The 21,028-nt window shown below is 60.6% G+C and carries 19 protein-coding genes; 11 read left to right on the top strand and 8 right to left on the bottom strand.

Going from position 1 to position 21,028, the window contains the following annotated elements; all coding sequences use genetic code 11:
* Positions 1-62 precede the first annotated feature (62 nt).
* Both AOC05_RS17965 and AOC05_RS17960 read left to right on the top strand, forming a co-directional pair.
* A complete protein-coding gene (locus tag AOC05_RS17965) occupies positions 63-440 on the top strand; it encodes a TA system antitoxin ParD family protein (protein WP_062008943.1) in 378 nt (125 codons plus the stop codon).
* Positions 441-443: 3 nt separating this feature from the next.
* Complete coding sequence (locus AOC05_RS17960; protein WP_062008942.1) at positions 444-1,010, top strand: AAA family ATPase; 567 nt, start codon at positions 444-446, stop codon at positions 1,008-1,010.
* A 101-nt stretch (positions 1,011-1,111) separates the two neighbouring features.
* Here AOC05_RS17960 and AOC05_RS17955 read toward each other — a convergent pair whose 3' ends face one another.
* On the bottom strand, positions 1,112-2,293 hold the full coding sequence (locus AOC05_RS17955) for a Fic family protein (RefSeq protein ID WP_062008940.1): 1,182 nt from the start codon (positions 2,291-2,293) through the stop codon (positions 1,112-1,114).
* Positions 2,294-2,559: 266 nt separating this feature from the next.
* On the opposite strand from AOC05_RS17955, the gene relB reads away from it, so the two are divergent.
* The 3 genes from relB to AOC05_RS17940 all read left to right on the top strand — a co-directional run bounded on the left by relB (position 2,560) and on the right by AOC05_RS17940 (position 6,079).
* Entirely contained in the window at positions 2,560-2,787 is a 228-nt protein-coding gene (relB, locus tag AOC05_RS17950; RefSeq protein ID WP_062008937.1) for a ribbon-helix-helix protein, CopG family, read from the top strand.
* Positions 2,771-3,034, top strand: a complete 264-nt coding sequence (locus AOC05_RS17945) for a type II toxin-antitoxin system RelE family toxin (protein WP_062008935.1) — start codon at positions 2,771-2,773, stop codon at positions 3,032-3,034. Before relB ends, AOC05_RS17945 begins: the two co-directional genes overlap by 17 nt.
* A gap of 2,112 nt (positions 3,035-5,146) precedes the next feature.
* Positions 5,147-6,079: a metallophosphoesterase gene (locus tag AOC05_RS17940; protein WP_062008933.1), complete on the top strand. Its 933-nt coding sequence runs from the start codon at positions 5,147-5,149 to the stop codon at positions 6,077-6,079.
* A gap of 1,457 nt (positions 6,080-7,536) precedes the next feature.
* Here AOC05_RS17940 and AOC05_RS17935 read toward each other — a convergent pair.
* The 5 genes from AOC05_RS17935 to AOC05_RS19890 all read right to left on the bottom strand — a co-directional run bounded on the left by AOC05_RS17935 (position 7,537) and on the right by AOC05_RS19890 (position 12,960).
* Positions 7,537-9,174 (bottom strand): hypothetical protein, encoded by a 1,638-nt coding sequence (locus tag AOC05_RS17935; protein WP_157375025.1) that lies wholly within the window; start codon positions 9,172-9,174, stop codon positions 7,537-7,539.
* Positions 9,175-9,452: 278 nt separating this feature from the next.
* On the bottom strand, positions 9,453-9,938 hold the full coding sequence (locus tag AOC05_RS17930) for a hypothetical protein (protein WP_197277853.1): 486 nt from the start codon (positions 9,936-9,938) through the stop codon (positions 9,453-9,455).
* A 397-nt stretch (positions 9,939-10,335) separates the two neighbouring features.
* Positions 10,336-10,584, bottom strand: a complete 249-nt coding sequence (locus AOC05_RS17925) for a hypothetical protein (protein ID WP_157375023.1) — start codon at positions 10,582-10,584, stop codon at positions 10,336-10,338.
* Between the two features lie 163 nt (positions 10,585-10,747).
* Complete coding sequence (locus AOC05_RS17920) at positions 10,748-12,688, bottom strand: DNA primase family protein (protein WP_062008926.1); 1,941 nt, start codon at positions 12,686-12,688, stop codon at positions 10,748-10,750.
* Positions 12,688-12,960 (bottom strand): helix-turn-helix transcriptional regulator, encoded by a 273-nt coding sequence (locus AOC05_RS19890; protein WP_197277852.1) that lies wholly within the window; start codon positions 12,958-12,960, stop codon positions 12,688-12,690. Before AOC05_RS19890 ends, AOC05_RS17920 begins: the two co-directional genes overlap by 1 nt.
* Positions 12,961-13,152: 192 nt before the next feature.
* Here AOC05_RS19890 and AOC05_RS17910 point away from each other — a divergent pair, with 192 nt between their 5' ends.
* On the top strand, positions 13,153-14,295 hold the full coding sequence (locus tag AOC05_RS17910; protein WP_082358068.1) for a tyrosine-type recombinase/integrase: 1,143 nt from the start codon (positions 13,153-13,155) through the stop codon (positions 14,293-14,295).
* A 487-nt stretch (positions 14,296-14,782) separates the two neighbouring features.
* Here the strand turns inward: AOC05_RS17910 and AOC05_RS20280 are convergent, their stop codons facing one another.
* Positions 14,783-15,631, bottom strand: coding sequence for an excalibur calcium-binding domain-containing protein (locus AOC05_RS20280; protein ID WP_231687144.1), 849 nt, complete (start codon positions 15,629-15,631; stop codon positions 14,783-14,785).
* A 131-nt stretch (positions 15,632-15,762) separates the two neighbouring features.
* On the opposite strand from AOC05_RS20280, the gene AOC05_RS17900 reads away from it, so the two are divergent.
* From AOC05_RS17900 to AOC05_RS17880, 5 genes are all read left to right on the top strand, one after another.
* Positions 15,763-16,500, top strand: coding sequence for a response regulator transcription factor (locus AOC05_RS17900; protein WP_154604865.1), 738 nt, complete (start codon positions 15,763-15,765; stop codon positions 16,498-16,500).
* Positions 16,491-18,047, top strand: a complete 1,557-nt coding sequence (locus AOC05_RS17895) for a sensor histidine kinase (RefSeq protein ID WP_082358067.1) — start codon at positions 16,491-16,493, stop codon at positions 18,045-18,047. The genes AOC05_RS17900 and AOC05_RS17895 overlap by 10 nt, the downstream gene beginning before the upstream one ends.
* A 28-nt stretch (positions 18,048-18,075) precedes the next feature.
* Positions 18,076-18,756 carry a hypothetical protein gene (locus AOC05_RS17890; protein ID WP_062008920.1) on the top strand — a complete coding sequence of 227 codons (681 nt, stop codon included), beginning with the start codon at positions 18,076-18,078 and terminating at the stop codon, positions 18,754-18,756.
* A 77-nt stretch (positions 18,757-18,833) separates the two neighbouring features.
* Entirely contained in the window at positions 18,834-19,550 is a 717-nt protein-coding gene (locus AOC05_RS17885; RefSeq protein WP_062010012.1) for a YcnI family protein, read from the top strand.
* A gap of 157 nt (positions 19,551-19,707) precedes the next feature.
* Positions 19,708-20,376 carry a DUF4232 domain-containing protein gene (locus tag AOC05_RS17880; protein WP_062008919.1) on the top strand — a complete coding sequence of 223 codons (669 nt, stop codon included), beginning with the start codon at positions 19,708-19,710 and terminating at the stop codon, positions 20,374-20,376.
* Positions 20,377-20,402: 26 nt separating this feature from the next.
* On the opposite strand, the gene AOC05_RS17875 is transcribed toward AOC05_RS17880, so the two are convergent.
* Positions 20,403-20,972 carry a hypothetical protein gene (locus AOC05_RS17875; RefSeq protein ID WP_062008912.1) on the bottom strand — a complete coding sequence of 190 codons (570 nt, stop codon included), beginning with the start codon at positions 20,970-20,972 and terminating at the stop codon, positions 20,403-20,405.
* Positions 20,973-21,028 lie beyond the last annotated feature (56 nt).

Below are 21,028 nucleotides of genomic sequence, written 5' to 3'. Positions count from 1 at the left end.
CTCATTTCCCTGGTACCCATCAGCGCCTATCCCCATCTGTAGCAAGTTGCTACAATCGAGGTATGAGCAACACGATTCCGATGCGGGTAGAGGTAGAACTGTTCGAGGCCGCCAAATCGGTCGGCTCGATCGTTAGTCGAAGCGCGACCCAGCAGCTCAACCACTGGGCCCGAATCGGACGCGAGCTCGAAGCGGACCCTCGTATAAGCCCGCGCGATATTCAGCGCGTGCTCGCCGGAGACAAAACCTACGATAACCTCAATGAAGTCAGCCAGGCTGTAGTGCGAGTGGGTTGGGATGAGCGAGTAGCCGAACGTCTGGCCAGCCTGGATCTCGCGGCTGAATTCACGAAGGCGGGACGTTCCTGGACCGAGGCTGATGCGCATGGCCACACAGTCGTGCATGGCGGAGCCGAACACAGCAGCAGCGCGGACGCCTAGCCGGTGCCGATCCTCCACCTCCTTGCTGGGCCAAATGGTTCCGGTAAATCCACCTATGTCCAACGCATCCTGCAACCAGTGACTCACCTTCCCTTTGTGAACGCGGATGTGATTGCTGCCGAACGCTGGCCGAACTCCCAGGTCGAACACGCCTACGATGCTTCACTTGCCGCCGCTGCGGAACGCGCAAAGTTACTGGCGGCCCGAAGCTCATTCATCACCGAGACCGTGTTCAGCCACCCCAGCAAGGTTGACCTGGTCCACGAAGCTGTTTCCCGCGGCTACCTTGTGCATCTGCACGTCATGCTCCTCCCTGTCGATGCGACCGTGAACCGCGTTGCCGAACGCGTGCAGGACGGCGGCCATGATGTGCCTGAACAGAAGATTCGAGACCGCTACGCGCGGTTGTGGGATCTGATCGTCAGCGCACGCTCGGTTGCAGACCGCACGGATTTCTTTGACAACAGCACCGCCAAAACCCCTTTCCGACATGTCGCTGAATACCAGCACGGTCAGCTAGTGGGAGACCCCGCCTGGCCGAAATGGACGCCGAGGATACTCACCGCCTGACGGGCGCTTCGGCTTCCATGCTGGCCTACCGACATCCCACCCGATCTGGGCATTGCGCCCGAACTGTAAATTGCACGGCGGCGGCCCGACGGCACTTACGATTATTCGACGAACCCGAGCCGCTTGTTGAGACGGTCCACCTCGTCCAGCACCTCAGTCGCGGCCCAGGCCCTATTACGTTTTGCCGACGAGACCAGGCTCAGCACCCCTGAATCCACTAGTCGGTCCAGGGCAGCGTAGATCGAGTTTTCCTTAACGCCGGCAAAATGGGCGGCTGTGTGAGCTTCGAAAACGGGACGTTCCAGAAGCCGGGCAATGATTTTCTCATCGGCGCTGTTTCTCCGAGGCCGGGCCATATCGGTCCACATATCAGGTAGCTCCTGCAGCGCGGCGATAGACACCTTCGCTGCGTCTGTGGCCCGAATTGCCGATTCAGCCAGATAACCCACGAACGCGTCAACCTCCCCCGCACGGTAGTTGTTCACCAGGCTAAAGTACTGCTTCACATCGGCTACCATGGCTGAAGCAATGGGCGTAACAGTGGTCGAGGTCAGTCCGCGACGGCGTGAAACAGCTCCAATGAGCGCCCTGCCAATGCGTCCGTTGCCGTCAGTAAACGGGTGGATAGATTCGAATTGCGCATGGGTGATAGCCGCCTGTGCCAGGACCGGGATGTTCGTCCGGTTGGCGAAGGCAAAGAGGTCATCGAGCAGGGCTGGAACCAAGTCCGGTGGCGGCGGAATGTGAATGGCGCCGCGAGGTGAGTAGTCACTGCCCTTGATCCAATTCTGAACATCGCGGATGCGTCCGGCGTAATGCGCGTGGGTAGGATCATCCTTCATCAGAATCCCGTGGGCGACCAACATGGCGTCTTGGCCTACGGCCCCCGTCTTACCCGCAGCCGTAATCATGGCTTGGATTGCATCCGTCGCAGCCACCATGGAGCGGGCGTTTGCACTGGATTTGATGCCAATCATGGCCTTGGCATAGTCCTCACGATTGGCTTCGACGTGCTCGATCTTGGACGAAGAGACAGATTCACTCCGGAGAAGGAATCCGCTAATGGCGGCCATTTGGGCGCCGGCCGTGGCATCCAGGGCTGCGATCTTGATGGCGGCAGTCTCAAGAAGGACCATCGTGTCGTGGGACGGGTAATAACTTAGCTCAGCGATGTGAGGAGGGATCGACACGTCGATCTTGGATAGCTCCCGGTCTTCGCGGGGGGCCCGTCCAGAACTCTTCCATGCTCGTTCCTCGGAAGTATGGGCCGGCCAGTTTTCCATCGCACCTCTCCTCGCAATCAGTAGTAAGCATCGTCCTATTACGATTCTATGGGTACAAATCGTAATAGTGGTTGCCTTACTACTGAATTTCTGGCTGACCATAGCTGGTCGTCGGCTGACCGAATTTTGCTCGCGCAGACCCCTTCCGAAAGGGAGGGAGGATGCCAACAGGTCCATCCCATCACCAAAAGGGAGCAACGCCTCGACGTACGCCAATTGCCAGCGTAATATTGTGAATACATGTATTCAACCCAGGAGCGCCCCGGATGCCAACCACCGTTCGACTACCCCATGAAACCGAAGAGCGCCTGGACAGACTGGCGGCCAGCACTGGCCGGCCCAAGTCGTTCTACTTGCGCGAACTGATCACCAACGGCCTTGACAAGCTGGAGTGGGAATATTCAGTGGCCCAGAAGGCGACTGACATTCGTGCTGGTCGCCGCGAGACCGTCTCCAGCGACGACGTGAAGGTTGAACTTGGCCTGGGCGGTTGAGTATGACCGAGACGCCCTCAAGGCGCTCAAAAAGCTTGATAAACCCGTTGCAGCCAAGATCATCAACTACCTCGATGATGTGGCTTTGCTGGAGGACCCCCGCACCCAGGGAAAGGCTCTCACCGGAAACCTTGCTGGTCTGTGGCGCTACCGGATTGGTAACTACCGAGTAATTTGCGACCTAATTGAGGACCAGCTCGTGATCGTGGCAGTAGATCTGGGCCACCGTTCCGATATTTACGGCTAATTCTCCTCACAGACTAATGAAGTATCCCAGATGAACACCGCGAAAACCATGGCAACGCCTCGCTGCTCAGGCCGCATGGGCTCCGAATGGTACGGGCACGACTGCACGCTCACGCCCCAGCATGACGGATCTCACCGCTGCATCTGCGGCGAGCGGTTCGAAGCCAAGGTGGTCGAACCAGAATCCCCAAAACGACACGACAGCGCCTGAAAAAGTAAACAGTAGGGACCCCCTGCTGTCGCAACATCGGGCTTGGACGCTGCTCCCGGCAGCTCGCCACCAATCACGGCCCTACCGCGGCCTTGCAGTATCCGCCGGTGAATAGTTCGTCAAGACGGACCACGCTGCCACTGCGAGGCTCCAGGCGGAGGATGCGCCACGATTCGCCAAGCGTCAAGCTGCGATGCAGCGGCCCCAATCCCCCGTAACTGCGCGGTTCAACGCGCTCACAACCCGTTTTTTCAACTCAGCCCCATCTCACTTCAAGGGTGTGGTTTTTTACCCACGATAATCACAGTTATCCCCACTATCGGCGAGCAGGGTCTTTTTCGGGTTTTGGGGACGAAATATAGGACTGAGCGCCTGCCTGCGTCTAGGAAGACGTAAGGCACAAGTCCCTTTGTTGACCGAAACGAATAGCAGTCGAAGACCTTGGGGAATATGCGCCAGCTAGGTTGCCCACCGCGGTGTTGAGGTAAACTCAACTCCGCGGTGGGCAACCCGGCTGGAGTCGCTTCCTAGATGGTGATCCAAACACTGGAGCCATTTAAACTCTCTGGGGATGAGCGAACTGGCCTCTTGGCGGAACGGGCAGGTCCTCTTCATTTTTCATAGCTGAGTGGCTTTGCACGTTGGTCGCTGCCAAAGTCGTGGTTGTTCGATTACCAATTTTTCATTGAAGATGTCCGAGCTGGGGGAATGCAATGCATAAATCGTTCAGGACCATTGGTGCTGGGGTTCTTCTGATGGCCATGGCGTTGACCGGTTGTAGCTCCACCAGCAGATTGGGTGTTGATCCGACTGCTAGGACCCGCGTTACCGCACAGCCCGCAAAGGTCGCTTTGCCCCCACTTCCCTCTCCGCCGGCCCGACCAAGTACAAGAACCCGGGCGGAGCGAGTTGAAGAACTAGTTCTCGAAAAATCCGCAAGCATCGGCGTCAAGATCACTTCCGTTGAGTGGCATAATCTGAGCGAATACATTTGTGGCGATCTATCCAAGGGCGGAACAGGCCGGTGGACCCCGAATGCCGCCAGAGTTCTATCACCGGAAAACCAACAAAAACTCGCAGATTTGAATCTGGACGGTGCGATCCTCTCCGATTGTCCCGATGCGAAGGGACTACCGGAATGGAAGTCTAGCTATTTCGGATCGCCACTTTCCGCCTCTTTGGCCTACTCAGAGTCTTCAGAACGACAGTCAGCTGACAATGCGTACCGACAACGGATCCTCAATTACGATCGGGAAATCGTCCAATACGGAAAAACATATGGTGTGGATATTTCCTCACTCAGGCCACTGCTTGAAGGTGCCAGTTCCGGATATTCTGCTACCTGTCGCGACGGGACAGTGTCCCAGAGCGGCGGGAAACAAGGTGCGTGTTCGCATCATGGCGGAGTTAATAAATAGCGGCAGCGACGCGCTGCCCCACTCCATCGATTCCTCGAAATTCTCGCCAGCCAGCGCCGTTGATGTTCGCCCCGAGGAAACCGTCGATGAGCTATCACCACTGACTCATCGCCGGGTTACTCGACGAATTCATGAGCCCCCCGACTAAGCTCTTCAGTGGCGTCCGGATTCACTGAATCAAATTCGACGCAGCGCTATCTTCTGGCCCAATCTACTGGAAGACGCTGAAGGGTCTCACCCATTAGATTCACTATGTCTTCAGCCTTCTTCAGACTGCCTCAGCGTGAGGGCGACCGTCTCGCAATAAGGGCGACGGCTGGTGCAGACCAGAGTGAGCTGACCTAATTCGATTCGCGTATTCCCAATTCTCCTTACTGCCGCTCGTGACATCCGACTCTCGCGCACCTTAGGGAATTGAGGCCGATCGCATTCGTTCTACCAAGTAGGGAACCCAACCGTCTGCAGGCAGATCAAGGAGAAGTCATTGCCCAATACCGCCTACGTGCTCAGCGATGTTCACGGACATTTGCCGTGTCTACTCACCGCGCTCGAGATGATCGACATCGACTCCGACGAAGGTGCAAGCCTGATCCTCCTCGGCGACTACATTGACCGTGGCGCGCAAAGCGCTGAGGTCCTCTATACGATCAAGGCAGTCGCGGATCAGTGGCCGAATAGGGTCATTGCTTTGCTTGGTAACCACGAGGTGGACTTCCTCGACTGGATGTCCGGCAACGACGAGGATGTGTTTTGGCCGCTCCAGGACCTCGGATTCGTCACGATCGGCTCACTCCTAACGACGGATCAGATGCAGCGGATCCTTGGAAACAGGGTCGAGTTACCGACTGACGTTGACGGGCTCACGATGATCAATCGTGCTGTGAAAGACGCCATCAAGATGAATCACCCAGCACTCCTCGCTTGGCTGAATCGTCTGCCGCTGTACTACGAAACGAGTGAGCAGATCTTCGTGCACGCAGGGGTAAACGAGCAAGCCGGAGAAAACTGGCGCAGTCAGACACCAGACCTAACCTTCACCCACAAGTTTCCTGCTTCGGTGGGCACCTTTTCGAAGACGATCATTGCCGGACACATCGGAACATCCTCGATGCACCCTGATGGCAGTCACGGAGTGTTCTTTGACGGAGCAAGCCACTACTATATCGACGGTTCCATTGAGCGGACAGACACCCTGAATATCCTGAAGTACACGGCCGCCACTAGCCACTACGAATACCTCACGGCGACAGTGCAGACCCAACATCAGGCATCCGCTGGGATGGACGATTCCCTCTCACGCTTTCCCACAGAAATCATGTCAAGGATGGAGATCACTGGAGTGGACGCGGCATTAGGGGACGGGCCAAGAAAAGTATCGAATAGACCCGCACAGAATCAGCTAGGCACTCAGGCGTAGAGAATACCAACCTGACGGCAGTTGATCTTGATTAGCTTGAACCCAAGAGCCGGCAAAGCACAATAGTTTGAGCTACGAAGCAGAAGAAGCCCGTCGGGGAAGCAGCAGACTTCTTCTGCTGGGACACCCGGCTGATAGGCAACCTCACTTTGTTCGATCAGTTTGGCAAGGTGCAAACTGGGGCAGATTGGTGTCCTGGGCGATCAACATCGCGAGGTAGTCACTCACGGTCATGCTGAGATCCTCGGCCCTGGCACGGGCTGCCTCAGCAAGAGGTACCAGGGTCCGCGTGGCAATCTGCACTCGTCGACCTTTTGACGGACGTCCACCACGAGAATTTCGCATGCCAGCGTCATCCTTGGCGATCATCTTTACCTATCTCTCTCGTTGAGGAATTCGAGGCTGCACAACCTGGGCAAAGGACGGCGCTTTTTGTCCAGACTACGCTCAGGTTTAGACCGTCTTTTTGTATGAACTTACGCGGCCCCACAAAATCGAGGAAACTATTAGCGGAGAAGTTCCTTTTTCCTGTAATAGCGATTTTATCGCCTGGTGCAACCTGACAGTAGTCCTCTCGTTTACGAGCGCAATTAGGCTGAACAGTTCGGAAGTTTGGCCGCCCTGCGCAGCCGGAAAGGTACCCCGCCGCGTCGCCGGATCTCTTGAACAGGGCGGTGCAGGATCGTATCGGCGACACGTAGCGCAGGACAATGCGGGCGTAGCGCTGCATCGCCATTCCCCGATTCTTGCCCGCTTTACCAGAGTGGCCAAGGAGACGGCTTCGGGGTCCTCACTGTGCCTTGCTCTCATTACAGGAAATGATTCGCACAATCTGCGCTTCACATTGTCTCCGCCGATGTGCTCGTAAACGAGCTTTGGCAGACCCATTGTTCCAGATCATGATCTCGGAACAACTGCTGTCCAGGTTCTGGCCCGGGCCTGGTCAACTCTCGCCCACAACGAAGCGGAAGATGCGCTGTGGGACACCGTCCTGACGATCGTGGGCGCCGAGGGGCCAGAACTAGTCCGCGAGCTGGACAGTTCCTGCCCACCGCCAGTAAAAAATGACCTGTGACAACTGAGGACCACCAGCTGGCCCCGTCCCGGCCCGAGCGAGGACAGAAGACGCCCACATCGCGGCCACCAGTGGCCAGCGTTTGTCCAGAAGATGGCCAATCTAAGGCCAGAATCGTATGGAAATCGTCGGCTCGATGGGGCGGAGCGATGCGTCCAACGGAACGCACCATGCAGTTGTGAAGTTCTGACCAAAGAGTTCCTATGCACGCGTGTGTATAGGAACTTTGGTTCCTGGATTGCACAACTGCATGGACGGCATGACACAGGCCGTGGCCGAGCTCCCCGAACGGAGGAAATGTCATCGGCCTTGAGCGCGTGCCGTCGTTTGCCGGGCGCGTTGCTCCTGGGTAGAAGAAGCGCCAGTCTTACGAATAAGACACCTAAGCGCCGAACTCGCGCTCATCCTCGTTGGGTACAGGCTCGTCAGTACCGCGCAACACCCAACGGCGTAAGGCATCGCGACGCCTGCGCTCGATGCGGGCTGCTGCCGCGTGAGCACCCTCCTCGCTCTCCGGTGCCTCAGTACGCAAGTGGCGCCCTGACAGCCCAGTGTGCTGTGAAAGACCTTCTTCGACGGACATATCCTCCAGTAGGCCCGGGGCTAGTCTCTGAGGCGATTGCATCTCATCCTGGTCTCGGGGAGTTGGAGTGACTTCCTCGCCCTGATGGAGGGTTTGAAGGTCCTTCTTCCGCTCTAAGTACCTCTCACGCTGCTCGTCCTCGGAGAGGGACGCCCAGAGCTCTCTTGCAACGCCGATTCTTCGCGGCTCGATTCCAGCCTTGTACATTGCCGCAAAGTCAGCCTGGTAAATTCCGTATTGAACTAGGGCCTCGTCGACGATCACATGGTCGAAGAGGTCGTGATCTGGAGCCTCCGGCCCTGGTTCGAAAGCCACTGGTCCTGGCCGATACGACGTTGACTCGGCCATGGTCGTGTCCTCAACCGGCGCACCCGGCCCGTGTTCTTCCGGCAAGCCTGGCGCTACTTTCGTCTGGGCCTCACTTGCTTCGGCGAGTCGGTTCCACCGATGCATAACACGCTTCTGGGCCTCATAGGATTCAGGGAGTCGGTTCAGGATGTCGCCGAAGGCAACCCCCTGGTCATGGGCCCGCGCGGCAACCCAGTCGTACATCTCATCCTCAGCCGCACGCAGCTCACGCTCTTCGCGCGCCATGTACGCCATGGCCTTCTGGGCGGCTGCCAGATCCGCTGCCGATGCCTGCGAAGCGGGCCGAGGGTTCCCGGCCTTCACGAACGCTGGACGGCGTCCTCGAGGCTGGCCGCGCGCCTTCGCATCGAGCTGCCCGAGCGCACTGGCATGATCATAGTGCTCACCCAGAGTCTTCGCTCGCACCGCCGTCGCCATGCTGGCCAACTGATAGCTCAGCCGTGGCACCTTTGGGGGCTTGCCGCGCCTCCAGCCGGGCTCGGTGACGGTGACATCATACTCGGCCATTACAACCTTCCAGGTTTCGAAATCCATGGCCCTTGGGTCGTCCATCGAAACTTCGAAGGCCTTCCGGATCTGGTCGTGGTTCGAAAGTGCGCCGTTCGCCGCCATCCGGCGATCGCGCTGGTTGCGCATCTCCTTCTTCCTCTCAGAAACTGACGGCAGGCGCTGCGGAACCAGGTCGTACTCGTGGCCGTGCTCGGCAAGGAACCGGTCGGCACGCTCACGCATCTGGTCGATATCGGTGAGATCACCGGCAAGTTTGCGGCCGGCGCCGTAGCGCTTCCCGTCCACCTCCATGTCCAGGTACAACGTGGCGTTGCGCGTCGTGTGCACATGGAACTTCCCACCGATACCCTCGGCCTGCCCGACGAACGTGGCCTGCTCTCCCGGATACAGAACTGCGTGCCGCGCGACGACGTACTCAAACGCTTTCGCGACCTGCTCCGGATCCAATGGGTTCACCTCGTCGCGGCCGAATGATGTGATCAGATGACGCGCCTCAGCCTGCCGGACGACTTCACCTTCGTGCCGAACGTGAGTCGCCTCATCGCCGTTCTTCGCCACGGCCCAGTATCTACGCCCGTTCGGGCGTGTGAGGCGCACATATGTGGCGACATCCCCTGGTTCGGGTAGCGCGTATGTGGCAGGAGACTTCCGCGTTGCCCCTTGCGTGCCGTGCCGGCGCCGAGTAGCAGCGAACTCGCGCTCTGCAGTCACCGGGCGGCAGTTTTGGCCGGCAATGTGCAGTACCCGCTCCTTGGCAGTCTGGCCCGGTTTTGGCTTCACTGTGTAGCGGAGTAAGCGCGATGCAACAGCAGTGGTCCCTGCGTATTCGACCGGCATCAGAGCGCCTCCAATAGCTTCACGGAGACCGTCGCGTCCCGCTTTGCGTCACGTTCCATCACCACCGCAAGCCGGTCAAGGGCGCGCTCCACCCCACGGATCGCATCTGCATCCACGCGGCCACCGGAGTTGGCAACCATGACGATCTGGTTCCAGTTGTTTCCAATCTTCTGGAACAGGAACGCCTGCCGCGAGTACCGTTCAGCGACCTCGCGCAACGAGTCCCGGAGATCGGCGAGCACGCTTTCGTCAGCTTTGACCACGACAGGCCTGCGGGCCGCAATTCGCTTCGACAGCGACTTCTGCGCCGCATTGATCGACGTCGCATCGGAGAGGGCATCCGCGACGATTTGCACCGCCTGACGTACGCCGTCAGACCTGCTGCCACCAAGTTGACGCTGCACCTCGGTGAGCGCGGCGATTCCGTCACGGTGCATCCGCACCGTGACGACCTCGCTCGCGCCCGTGCTCGACGTGCTTCGCACTTCGGCCCTCTCGCCGTCGCCAGCGCGACGGCTCACCGGCGGAAGCGTGGCATCCTCCGCTAGCGCTACGGACACCTCGCTGGTCGGGCACCCGCTGTTCGCTCGTGCCTCGCTCACTGGGCCCTCCAGGTTGGCTGGTACCTGAGGACCGGAGTCTTGGTCCCATTGATGAAACCCTCAGGTACCAGCCAACTGGCAAGCAACCCGACCGTATACGTTCCTCGCTTCGCTCGAACACACGGTCGGGTCGGACAGGAATCGTCGCTGTCGCTCCTCACCCTGTCCTTTGCTTGCGAGGAGAGGGCTGCGCCCCCTCCTTCGATCCACCCCCGGGGACGCGGCCACCCCGCTCCGCCGGGAAACGGGCACAAGCTTCGCAGTGAGACGAACCGCCGCACTACCGCAGCCCCCGAGCGCCGGAACCCAGCTGCTCGCCGAGAAGCGAACGCAGCTCACTCAGCCGATCGGCTTCGTCAAGGTCGCCGTCGATCGCCTCAACCCCGAGCTCGCGATACAAGTCTTCGATCAGTCGATCGCGATTCTTCACTCGCCGCGCCAGAAGCTTTTCCTTCAACGACTTGGCGCGCGCCTCCGCCTCCGCGTAAAGCTCTTTCTGGGTCTTCGGCCGTCGACGCGTTGCAGACACGGACGAAGCCCTCGAGGGCGTGTACAGAGTAGCTGTATTGACTGACGCTGAGTACTCCGTCAGCGACATTTGATCCTCGTAGTGTTCACTCATTGTGTGATCCTCACTGTCGTGTCTTTGTCGATGGTCCAAGGCGCCGCTAGGCATTCAATATGGAAGTCGTTCATCCGACCCATGTTTGGTCCGCCGGCTCCGCTTCGAATCCGTCCCACAGATTGGGATTAGGGTTGGATGACGCCACAGGGACGACGCCGCTACTAGCCGTCGAACTGATCGACGTGTCCGTAGCCGGCGCTGAGGTAGACGTGTCGGGACCAGCGGGCGAAGCGATCATCACAACGCTGCCGCTAGCTTCCAGCTCGAGGCCCTCACGCACCATTCCGCGGCTCTTCTTCACTGCAGCGAACCCAAGCTTGTCGAGCGCGCGCCCAAAGTCGGTACGTCCCAGACGGTGCTCACGGAAAATCCCCTCGGCAATCGCCCACTCCGCGTACGCATCGTGGAGTTCTTTGGTTGTGGAGCCACCGTGGACCGGGGCATCCGTGCACATCACCTCCATGAAACGCGAAACGTTGTCCTGATCAGCTGCGTAATTGCTCGTGGCCAGCTTCACCGCATCGGGTTCGCAGAGACCGCCCTCCCAGTAGTCGGCCAGGCCTTGCGCCGCCCACGTCAGAATGCCGTCGGCTTCCTCCTCGAGCTTGGCAGTGAGCTGCCTGTCACGGTCGCCCTCTGGGATGTAGACGTCGAACGGAACCACGCGGACGCGCTCAAACACGGCCGGATCATTGGCCGGGAACGTGGGGAGGTGGTTCGTCACAAGAAGTATGAGCCACGACGGAAGGAAGGTTACGGGATCCCCGTAGAGCTTCCGCGCAGTCACGGGATCGCCACCCGTTAGGCTCTTAAGGAGGGAAGAGGCAATCCGCGCAGTCTTCTCCGTTTCCGAGAGCGCAACGAACCGGGCTCCGCGGAGGTCGAACAGTGCAGGACTTGCCCCATTAACGTTGGCTTTGGTCTGTTCGAACAGGGTCGAAGGCGCGAAGTGCGTGTAGTCGCCAAACGAATATCCGACGGACTCGTACGCGACGCCCTTGCCGTTCCGGCCGGTACCGATCGCGACGAGCAGGATGTGCTCAAGTTGCTTGCCTACGAGGGACAGTCCGAAGACCCTTTGTACATATGCGCGTACCTCGGCGTCTGGAAGAATTCGTTCCAGGAAAGCTTCCCATCTCACGCTGCAAGCCGACTTGTCATGTGCACCACGGGTGATCTTGGTGAGGCAATCTGCCGGGTCGTGCGGGCGCAGCTCGAACGTCTTAAGATCGAGCGAGCCGGTTGGGGTATTCAGCACATATGGGTCGGCGTCCAGCTCGGACGCCTGCACGGCTATGCCAGGGAGGCTTGCTGTCAGCGTGAGCACCCCTCTCGCGCCGCTGGCCGTCTGTGCCTTCACCAGATCACTGTGAAGGTCCCTGTCACTCATGGCGTCCGCCGCCAGACGGCGAATCGTCTTCATGACGGCGTTTGTCGCCGCCTTGTCGCCTATGTCCTCGACCCAGCGATTGCGGTCGTATTTGAACCAGCCAAGCCCGGTGACACGCATCAGCTTCAACTGGTTGTCGGCAGCCACCTCGTACGCAAGGCGCATTTGGAGACGGTGCTTTTTCGCTTTCCGGCGCAGTGAATCGGCCTGCCGACTGATCAGCATTTCGCGTTCCATTGCTGCAATGGCGCTCTCAATGCCATCAAACGTCGTCACCGTCTCCGTGCTCGTCTCGCTGTGACGGTCTTCGTCTTCAATCATTGGGACACCCGTCTCTCCACGGGCCGTGGCGTAGTGCTCACGGCCCTCGTAGGAAAGGGGTCTGTTCATCACGACCTCACACCGATCATCAGCGGTCAACGCTCCGTGCTGAGCCTCAATTGCCGTTTGAATCTCAAGGGCGTAAAGCGACATATCTGAATTCGAGGAGGATGCCGATTGCGACGGGGTGGATTCGTATGGCTTTTCCGGCGTCTGCGAAGCCGCAAAGGGAAAAACGGGAGTTTCTTCGGCGGTAAGCGTGGAAGAGTTAGACTCGTTGATCTCGTCAGTTCCCATTAGCGCACCTCCTCAGAGGTGCTCGTGTGCTCTCGCGCGAGAAGCCAGGCGTCGACGGCCTCTGGCCGATAACGAACGCCGCGACCTACTCGGATGAACTTCGGGCCTCGGCCCTTGATGCGCCATTCGCTCAAACTGCGCTCGGTAGTACCGAGGCGCTCAGCCAAGGTGGCGGGAGCGACGAGCGAGTCGAGCAGTGCGGTGCTGATGACCGTGAATGGAGTGACGAGCGAGTCGAGCAATGCGGTGCTGATGACGGTAGATGTGGGCATAAAAAAACCTCTCGAAAGCTTTGCTTTCAAGAGGACCTTGTAGCCGAACCCATTAGCAGTTGCTTGGCGTTTCCACTTGTCGAGCCGAACGGCTCTGGCCCTTTTACTGTAGTCAGACTTGGATACATTCTACACACGCTTTGCCACATATACTCACAATTGATCAATAGCAGCCATACCCACGGGGGCGACATGGGCACAGTTAAGGCGTACAGCACTAAAACAAAGGGCAGACTGTACGAGGTCTGGTACACCAAGCCGGACGGCGCTCGTGGGCACGACCGGGGTTTCAAGTTGAAGCGCGACGCGGAGGCGCACCTCGCCACCGTCGAGGTTTCAAAACTAAAGGGTGCATATGTCAACCGCACCGACGCGAAAGTCACCGTTTCGGAGCTGGGAATCCAGTGGCTTGAACAGCACAAGCCGAAGATCACAGCGTCGAGCTACCACTCGGTCGAAAGCGCCTGGCGCATTCACGTCAAACCGAAGTGGGGCAACTATGCTGTCGGAACAATCACGAAGCGAGAGGTGCAGGCTTGGCTGAACGAACTCGGTGAGGGACGTTCCCACACAACCGTTGCCCGCGTTCGCGACCTCTTGGCGGGAATCCTCGACCACGCCGTAGAAGACAATAGAATCACGAAGAACCCGGCGCGTGATCTAACGATTAAAAAGAAACCGCTCCCTGACGAGGTCTTCCTATCCCATGCCCAGGTCGAGGCGCTGGCTCTCACATCGCGACACCCTGATCTCGTTCGGTTCCTCGCCTACACCGGCATGCGGTGGGGGGAGGCGACCGCCCTGCGGGTGCGAAACGTGGACCCCAAGGCGCGCCGCATAAATATTCGCGAAGCCGTGGCCGAGGTGAACGGCAAGGCCATTCTAGGGAGCGTCAAGAGCCACGAGAGACGAACCGTGGCATATCCGGACTTCCTCGACGCCGCGGCTACGGCTGCGTGTAAAGGCAAAGGCCAGGAGGACCGCCTCTGGAACTCCGAGGAGGGCGGCTACCTCAGGCCCGGTAATGCCGCTTCGGGATGGTTCGCCGGGGCGGTGAAACGCGCTCAGGCGGCAGACAAGACGTTCCGGCGAGTAACACCCCATGACCTGCGGCATACAGCCGCGTCGCTCGCGATCAGCGCTGGAGCCAACGTCAAAGTCGTGCAACGGATGCTAGGGCACAAGTCGGCGAAAGTCACTCTCGACACCTATGCGGCTCTTTTCCCCGACGACTTAGACAACGTGGTGGATGCCCTCAGCAGGCAGCGCGATGAGTACTTGGAGAGCAAACCGATGCCTTTTTCGAACGACGAAGAGGCGAGCAAGGGGCCCTAAAGATGAGTACATCGCAGCGTCACCAAACGCCCGTGAAATCGAACCAATGAATCCCTGAGCTCCAGCCAGGGTCTTTATCGAAGAGGAAACTGGGTAGGTCACCGATACCCCCTACGGAAGGTCTCTAACCGATCTGATTCGACCGAATCCGGACAATGATCACCAGAGGATCGTGGTGCATTTTGGTGCAGGAATGCCTGTGAATCGTTGTTTTCAGATGTGAGCAAACGGGTCGAAAACACCGTAAATACGGGGTCACATCCAATGTCTCCAGCGGTTGCATAGCCTGCGTAATGGGTTCAAATCCCACCGTCACCGCCACTGCAGAAGGCGTCCACATCGTAAGAATTTACAGCGATGTGGACGCCTTCTGTCTTTAAACATTTCACCGAGGTAGCCGGTCCGCACCGAGATTGCGCCCAGCGCAGGGCGAGTCTCGGCGCGGACCGGCTGCTTCGACGGGAACCAAGTGGTAAACGCGGGGCGCCTACTTTTCGCAGGCGATACCGTCACCGTCACGGTCCAGCGTGCTGCTGTAACCTGGCTGCCCTCGGTAAATCGGGGCAGCTCCGGCCGCCCTGACAGCCGCGCAGTTCGCATAGTAGACAGCCGCCGGGGGCGCCTGAACGGGCGGGGCCGGGGCCTTCTGCGCGGCTTGTTGGGCGGCAACACGGGCAGCATCATCGGATGCGGCCTGCTGCGCCGCTGCGTTGACGGCAGCAACCTTGGTCGCCTCCGCGGCCACAGCTGCCGCCTTGTCATCCTCGACTTTCTTGGCCGCTGCCTTGGCTGCTTCCTCCTTGGCCGTGACCACAGCACGCTCCGCCACCATTTCCTTGGACCGGCTTTCCGTCAGCCAGACCAGCGTGCCGTCATCCCCGAGCGTGCATGTCAGCGCGGTGCCAGATTCCTTCTTTGACTCCGCCGCCGTGGTGCACTTGGTGTAGAGTGCGCTCTTGGCGGAGGGGCTGGGCGTCTTCGTCGCAGTCGCTGTAGTCGTCGCCGTCGTCGTTGCGGCAACCTCCGCCACCGGCTCGGTAGCTGGCATTGTTGCTGACATGACCACGGACCCGAGTACCAGCGCGGCAACGCCGGCCCCCACGGCCGTTCCGCCCGCCTTGCGGTTGGGCAGCCCCAGCCACGACCTACGTCCGGACACCAACGTATAGAGGGCGGTCAAGATGGCAAACAAGGCAAAGAGGACAATCCAGACTCCCAAACCTCCGGTGGCAATACAGATAATGAGGATCAAAAGCCAGATTGCTGCCGTGATCCAAAAGGACTTTGCTGGTTGCCACGTGGACTTGTGTGGCCGTGCTGCCTTCGTGTCGGACAAGATTTTCCCCAATGTTCTTTGTGAGTGATGAAATCGGCGGCGTGATAGGCCCGCACACGAATATCCTAAGACACAGACAACACTCAGGAACCCTCCAGTAACTCTCAGGACAAGTGTCAGAGCATGGCTCTATGTCCTTTCCACTTCCTGCATCAGCGCTCACCAAGCTCACCCGCCCAGGCGGCGAGCCCATTCGCGCCCTAGTAGTCGATGACGAACCGGCGCTGGCTGACCTGATGCGCATGGGTCTTGAACTGACAGGTTGGAAGATCGCCGTGGCCCACGACGGCCAAAGCGCCCTCAAGATTGCGCGTGCCTTTCACCCCGACGTAGTGGTCCTGGACGTGATGATGCCCGGCATGGACGGCGTGGAGCTGCTGGGCCGACTGCGCACCATCTACCCGGACATCCCAGCCCTGTTCCTGACAGCAAAGGACGCCGTGGCGGACCGGCTTACGGGCCTGCACGCCGGCGGCGACGACTACGTGACCAAGCCGTTCAGCATGGAAGAAGTACTTCTGCGCCTCCACAGGATCGTCCAACGCGCTGGCGTGACGGCCCCCAACTGGGCCCAACTCACGGTGGGCGATCTGACCCTTGAACGGGACACCCGCCAAGTATCCCGGGCCGGCACAGAGATGACGCTGACCAGCACCGAATTTGAGCTCCTGCAATTCCTGATGGAAAACCCCCGCCACGTCCTCAGCAAGACCCGCATCCTTGACCGGGTCTGGGACTACGACTTCGGCGGCCAAAGCAACATCGTCGAACTATACATTTCCTATTTGCGCAAGAAGATCGACGCCGACCGCGAACCCATGATCCACACCGTCCGCGGCGCCGGCTACGTCATCAAGCCATGCAGATAAAGGACAGCCTGGCGCACACCGGATCCCGCCTCACACACCCCGGGTCATGGCACCTGCGCACCCGCCTGGTCGCCCTGATGATGGCACTGCTCACCGTCATCTGTGCCCTGGTGGGCCTTGTCAGCTACACCACCACCAGCGTTACCTTGAACGGCCAGATCGACACGGCCGTCAACGCCGCCACGGTGCGCACCAACCAGTTTTATGCCGGTCCCGGCGGCAACGCCAGCCCGCGGGACCCACTCAACGCCAAAGCCACCAGCGCCGGCCAGCTCAGCGCGGTCCTGAGCAACGGCGTCGTTCATTACGCAGGGATCCTGGCCCCCACAGGCACTCGCCAGGAACTGACAAGCGCCGACGCGCAGATCCTGGCCGAGCTGCCAACCACCAGCGCCTTGACCGACAAGAAACTCTCAATTGGCAGCTACCGCCTGCAGGCCATGGCGCTGCCCAACGGCGACATCCTGATCACCGGCCTGCCCCTCGCCGCCACCGAGCAAACCCTCGCCCGACTGGTCCTGTCGATGGTGCTGGTCTCCCTCGCCGGCCTGGCCATCCTTGGCCTCGCCGGCACCGTCATCATCCGCCGAAGCATGCGCCCCCTGGAACAGCTCTCCGCCGTCGCCACCAAGGTTGCCCATCTGCCGCTCGACGCCGGAGAGGTGGCTCTGAGCGTGCGGGTGCCGGACAGCGCAGTCCACCCAGGCACGGAGGTCGGCAATGTGGGGAACGCGTTTAACGCCATGCTGGACAATGTTGCCCACGCTTTGCAGGCACGCCAGCGCAGCGAGATGAAGGTGCGCCGATTTGTGGCCGACGCCAGCCACGAACTGCGCACGCCGCTCACAGCCATCCGCGGCTACACGGAACTGCTGCAAATGACCGAGCCGCTGAGCCCCGACGGCAAAATCTCCCTGGGCCGGGTCACCGAGCAGTCCCTGCGCATGAGCCGGCTGGTGGAGGACCTGCTCATGCTGGCCAGGCTCGATGAGGGCCAGCCGTTGAACCTGCACACAGTGGACCTGACCCCGCTGACCATGGACGCCGTGGGCGATGTTCGCGTCAGCGCACCCCACCACCATTGGAGCATCGAGGTCCCGGACGCCCCGGTCAGTGTCCAGTGCAACGACGGCCAGCTCAAGCAGGCGCTGCTGAACCTGCTCTCCAATGCGGCCAAGCACACCCCTGCCGGGACCACAGTGCACACAAAAGTGGCCCAGGAGACCGATGGGACCGCCGTCGTGCAGGTCAGCGACGACGGGCCAGGGATTGACCCGGCGTTCAGGGACGTCATCTTCGACAGGTTCTCCCGGGCAGATAAAGCCCGCACCGGTACCCAGGGCAGCACGGGGTTGGGCCTGAGCATCGTCCAGTCCATCATGGCAGCGCACCAGGGCAGTGTCAGCGTCACCAGCAAGCCCGGGGAGACCACGTTTACGCTGCGGTTACCACCGAAAAGCACCCTGGCTGCATCTTCCCGTGCACCGCACCACTCCACCACCACGCCAGGCCGGGTTCCAGGGCAGGCGATTTCCTCGATAAGCTAGCGGGGTTGGCCTAACCGGAGGGAGCACCATGCGCTACGCGCCTGCGCCCTTCCGGCTGCTGCGAACCACCCTTGTAGCTGCCACAATTCTTGGTCTGGCAGCAGGAGCCCACGTCAGTGCCGGAGGCGTGTTGCCGGCACCTTTCATCATGGCCGCCCTCATGGCCCTGCACGTACTGTGTTCCACTGTGGCCACCAAAGTCCGGCTGGGGTTCCCCGCCATGTTTGCCCTGCTGGCTACAAGCCAGTTGGTACTGCACCAGGGGTTTGCCACACTTTCGGTGGCCGTCCCCATGGTTGCCATGCCCTCTGGCATGCACGACCACTCGCAGTCGGCGCAGGCAGTGGCGGTGTTGCAGTCAGTTGCGCTGGCACCCGCCGGTTCCGCGGGCGGCATGGACCTGATGAACCACAGCATGGACTTCTCCGGTTCCGTACTGGCAGGGTCGTTGATGTCCGGGTGGATGATGTCCGCCCACGTTGTAGCCACGGTCGTCACCGCTGTGCTGCTGGCACAAGGCGAAAATGCGTTGTGGGCCCTGGCCGACTGGCTACGGCCGCTCTGCAGGACCTCAGCCGCGGTTCTTCTTTTGCCGGCGCGGCAGGCCCGGGCCGCCGTGCCACCACTTCCCCTGCCGCGCCTGCCATGGCGCAATATACGCCCGGATACCCGCCGCGGACCGCCGCCGGTGACTGCTGTCTTCGCCTAAACGCCCTTCGATCCTTTCGTGGGGCGCGCCCGCCCATTGTTGTTATGCGCACCATTGCGCACTCGAAAGGTTTTCCCATGCGATTCTCACGCAAAGTCACATCCACGCTGGCCCTCGGAACCACAGCCGCCCTGATGGCCCTGGGCCTCGGCGCAGCATCAGCCCACGTGGAAGCCACGCCCACCGAAACCGCGGCCGGCGCCTACTCGTTGATGACGTTTTCGGTAGCCCACGGCTGCAGCGGCTCACCCACCACCGGCATCACCATCACCTTGCCGCAGGAGCTCAATGACGCCACGCCCACGGTGAACCCAAACTGGACCATCAGCAAGACCGCGCAAAAACTTGACACCCCGCGCACCCTGGCCAATGGCAGCCAGATCAGTGAGCGCACCGCCTCCATCACGTACACCGCCAAGACGCCGTTGGCCGACCACCAGCGCGACACGTTCACGCTGTCCCTCCAGCTCCCGGACACCGCCGGGAAGACCCTGTATTTCCCCACATTGCAGCAGTGTGAAATTGGCCAGACGGACTGGAAGGAAATCCCGGCCGCCGGTGCCGACCATGACTCGGTCAAGGCGCCGGCACCGTCGGTAAGCGTCACAGCAGCCGTCGCCGACTCCCACGGCGCGCCGACGGCCACCGAACAGGCTGCGGCGGACCATGATGGCGCGGCGGCGTCCGACGGCGGCACCTCCTGGGCTGCCTGGCTTGGCCTGGGTGCGGGCTTGGCAGGGCTGATCCTGGGCGGTTTGGCGTTCATGCGTGCCGGCCGCAGTCGCAAGGCGTAGTCGCCAGCCCGGACACCAGCCACTAGCGTTGCCACTACCGCTGAGGTAGCAGGTCCTCGCCCAGACTCGCCCACCTACGGGCGAGTCTGGGCGAGGACCTGCTACCTCGACGGCGGGGCCAGTTGACTCAAGCTGGTTGAAACGCAAAAGTGGACCCATGACCTCTTTGCAGAACGCCACGCCAGCGCGCCACTTCCTCAAGAAGCGCAGCGCTCCTGCTCTCTTAGCCATGTCAGCCGTGGTGGGCCTTGGTGTTGCACTGACGGGCTGCGGCCAGGCTTCCTCAACCCCGGCCTCTTCCGCACCAACCACCAGCAGTGCCGCCGCTTCCCGCACTGCGGAGACTACGCCGTCGTCCCCTCAAAGCACCGCACCCAGCAGTACGCCACCGATCACCCCTGCCGAGCCGGCACTGTGCATGGCCGCCTCACTTGAGGGTTCACTGGACGCTTCCGGCGGCGGTGCGGCCGGGAGCGTCTACATGAAGCTGATCGTGAAGAACACGTCCGGGACCCTGTGCATCCTGGACGGCTACCCTGGCGTGTCGCTGGTTAAATCCGGCACCACCACCCCGATTGGCGCGCCCGCTGTGCGCAATCCGCAGGCACCCTCCGCTGGCCCCATCTCGCTGGCCCCGGGCCAAAGCGCCGCGGCGGTCCTGCAATACACGCAGGCCGGGAACTACCAGGACTGCACGCAGGTCCCAGCCGATGCGGTATTGGTCTACCCGCCCAGCGCCACCGACTCCCTCACGATCGTGCAACCCCTGACGGCCTGCAGCAATGCCGATATTGCGCTGTTGCACATCGGCGCCTTCGCCCCGTAGGTGCTGAAGCGTGGCGTGGGGACCGGTTAGAAGCCGACGCGTTCGTCCTCGTCGTACTCCTGAAAGGAGCCAATGAACGACGGGTCGCTGTCTTGGACTTCACGGCGTCGGCCATTGCGGAGGACATAGAGCTTATTGGCGGCAAAGGCCAAGATGCCAGCCGAGATCAGGTGCAATGCCCCACCCCACACGTCGGCGCGGATGACCATGGCCAGGAACCCCGTGAAGGCAACCGCCCCTCCCACTGTCACCAGCAACCGTAGGCGTTCAAAATAGCCGTAGGTGGCTATCGCCGCGCCCAGCACGAACCAGGGGCCGGCGCCGTTCAGGAAAGGCACCATGGCACTGAGGATCACGCCCGCGAGCGCCCCACCAGCCAAATAGTAGTAGTGGTTACGCGCAGACACCCACCAGGACGGGTTCCTACGCCACCATAGGGCGCTGACACCGCCGGTGACCAAGGTGCCAAACACGAAGACGCCCGGCACGGATCCGTTGCCGCGATCGGTCACCATGCTGATGGCACCGCTGAACAAGAACAGCACCGACAAACACAAAAGTGGGACCCAGTTGTTACCCACATGCCGTGTTTGCACCGCGTCCGCCCTTCCTAGCAAATTCAAAATCTCAGGATCTGCTACCCGGACGCGAA

Source organism: Arthrobacter alpinus (assembly GCF_001294625.1).
GTDB lineage: Bacteria > Actinomycetota > Actinomycetes > Actinomycetales > Micrococcaceae > Specibacter > Specibacter alpinus_A.
This window is presented reverse-complemented; position numbering and strand designations above follow the sequence as displayed.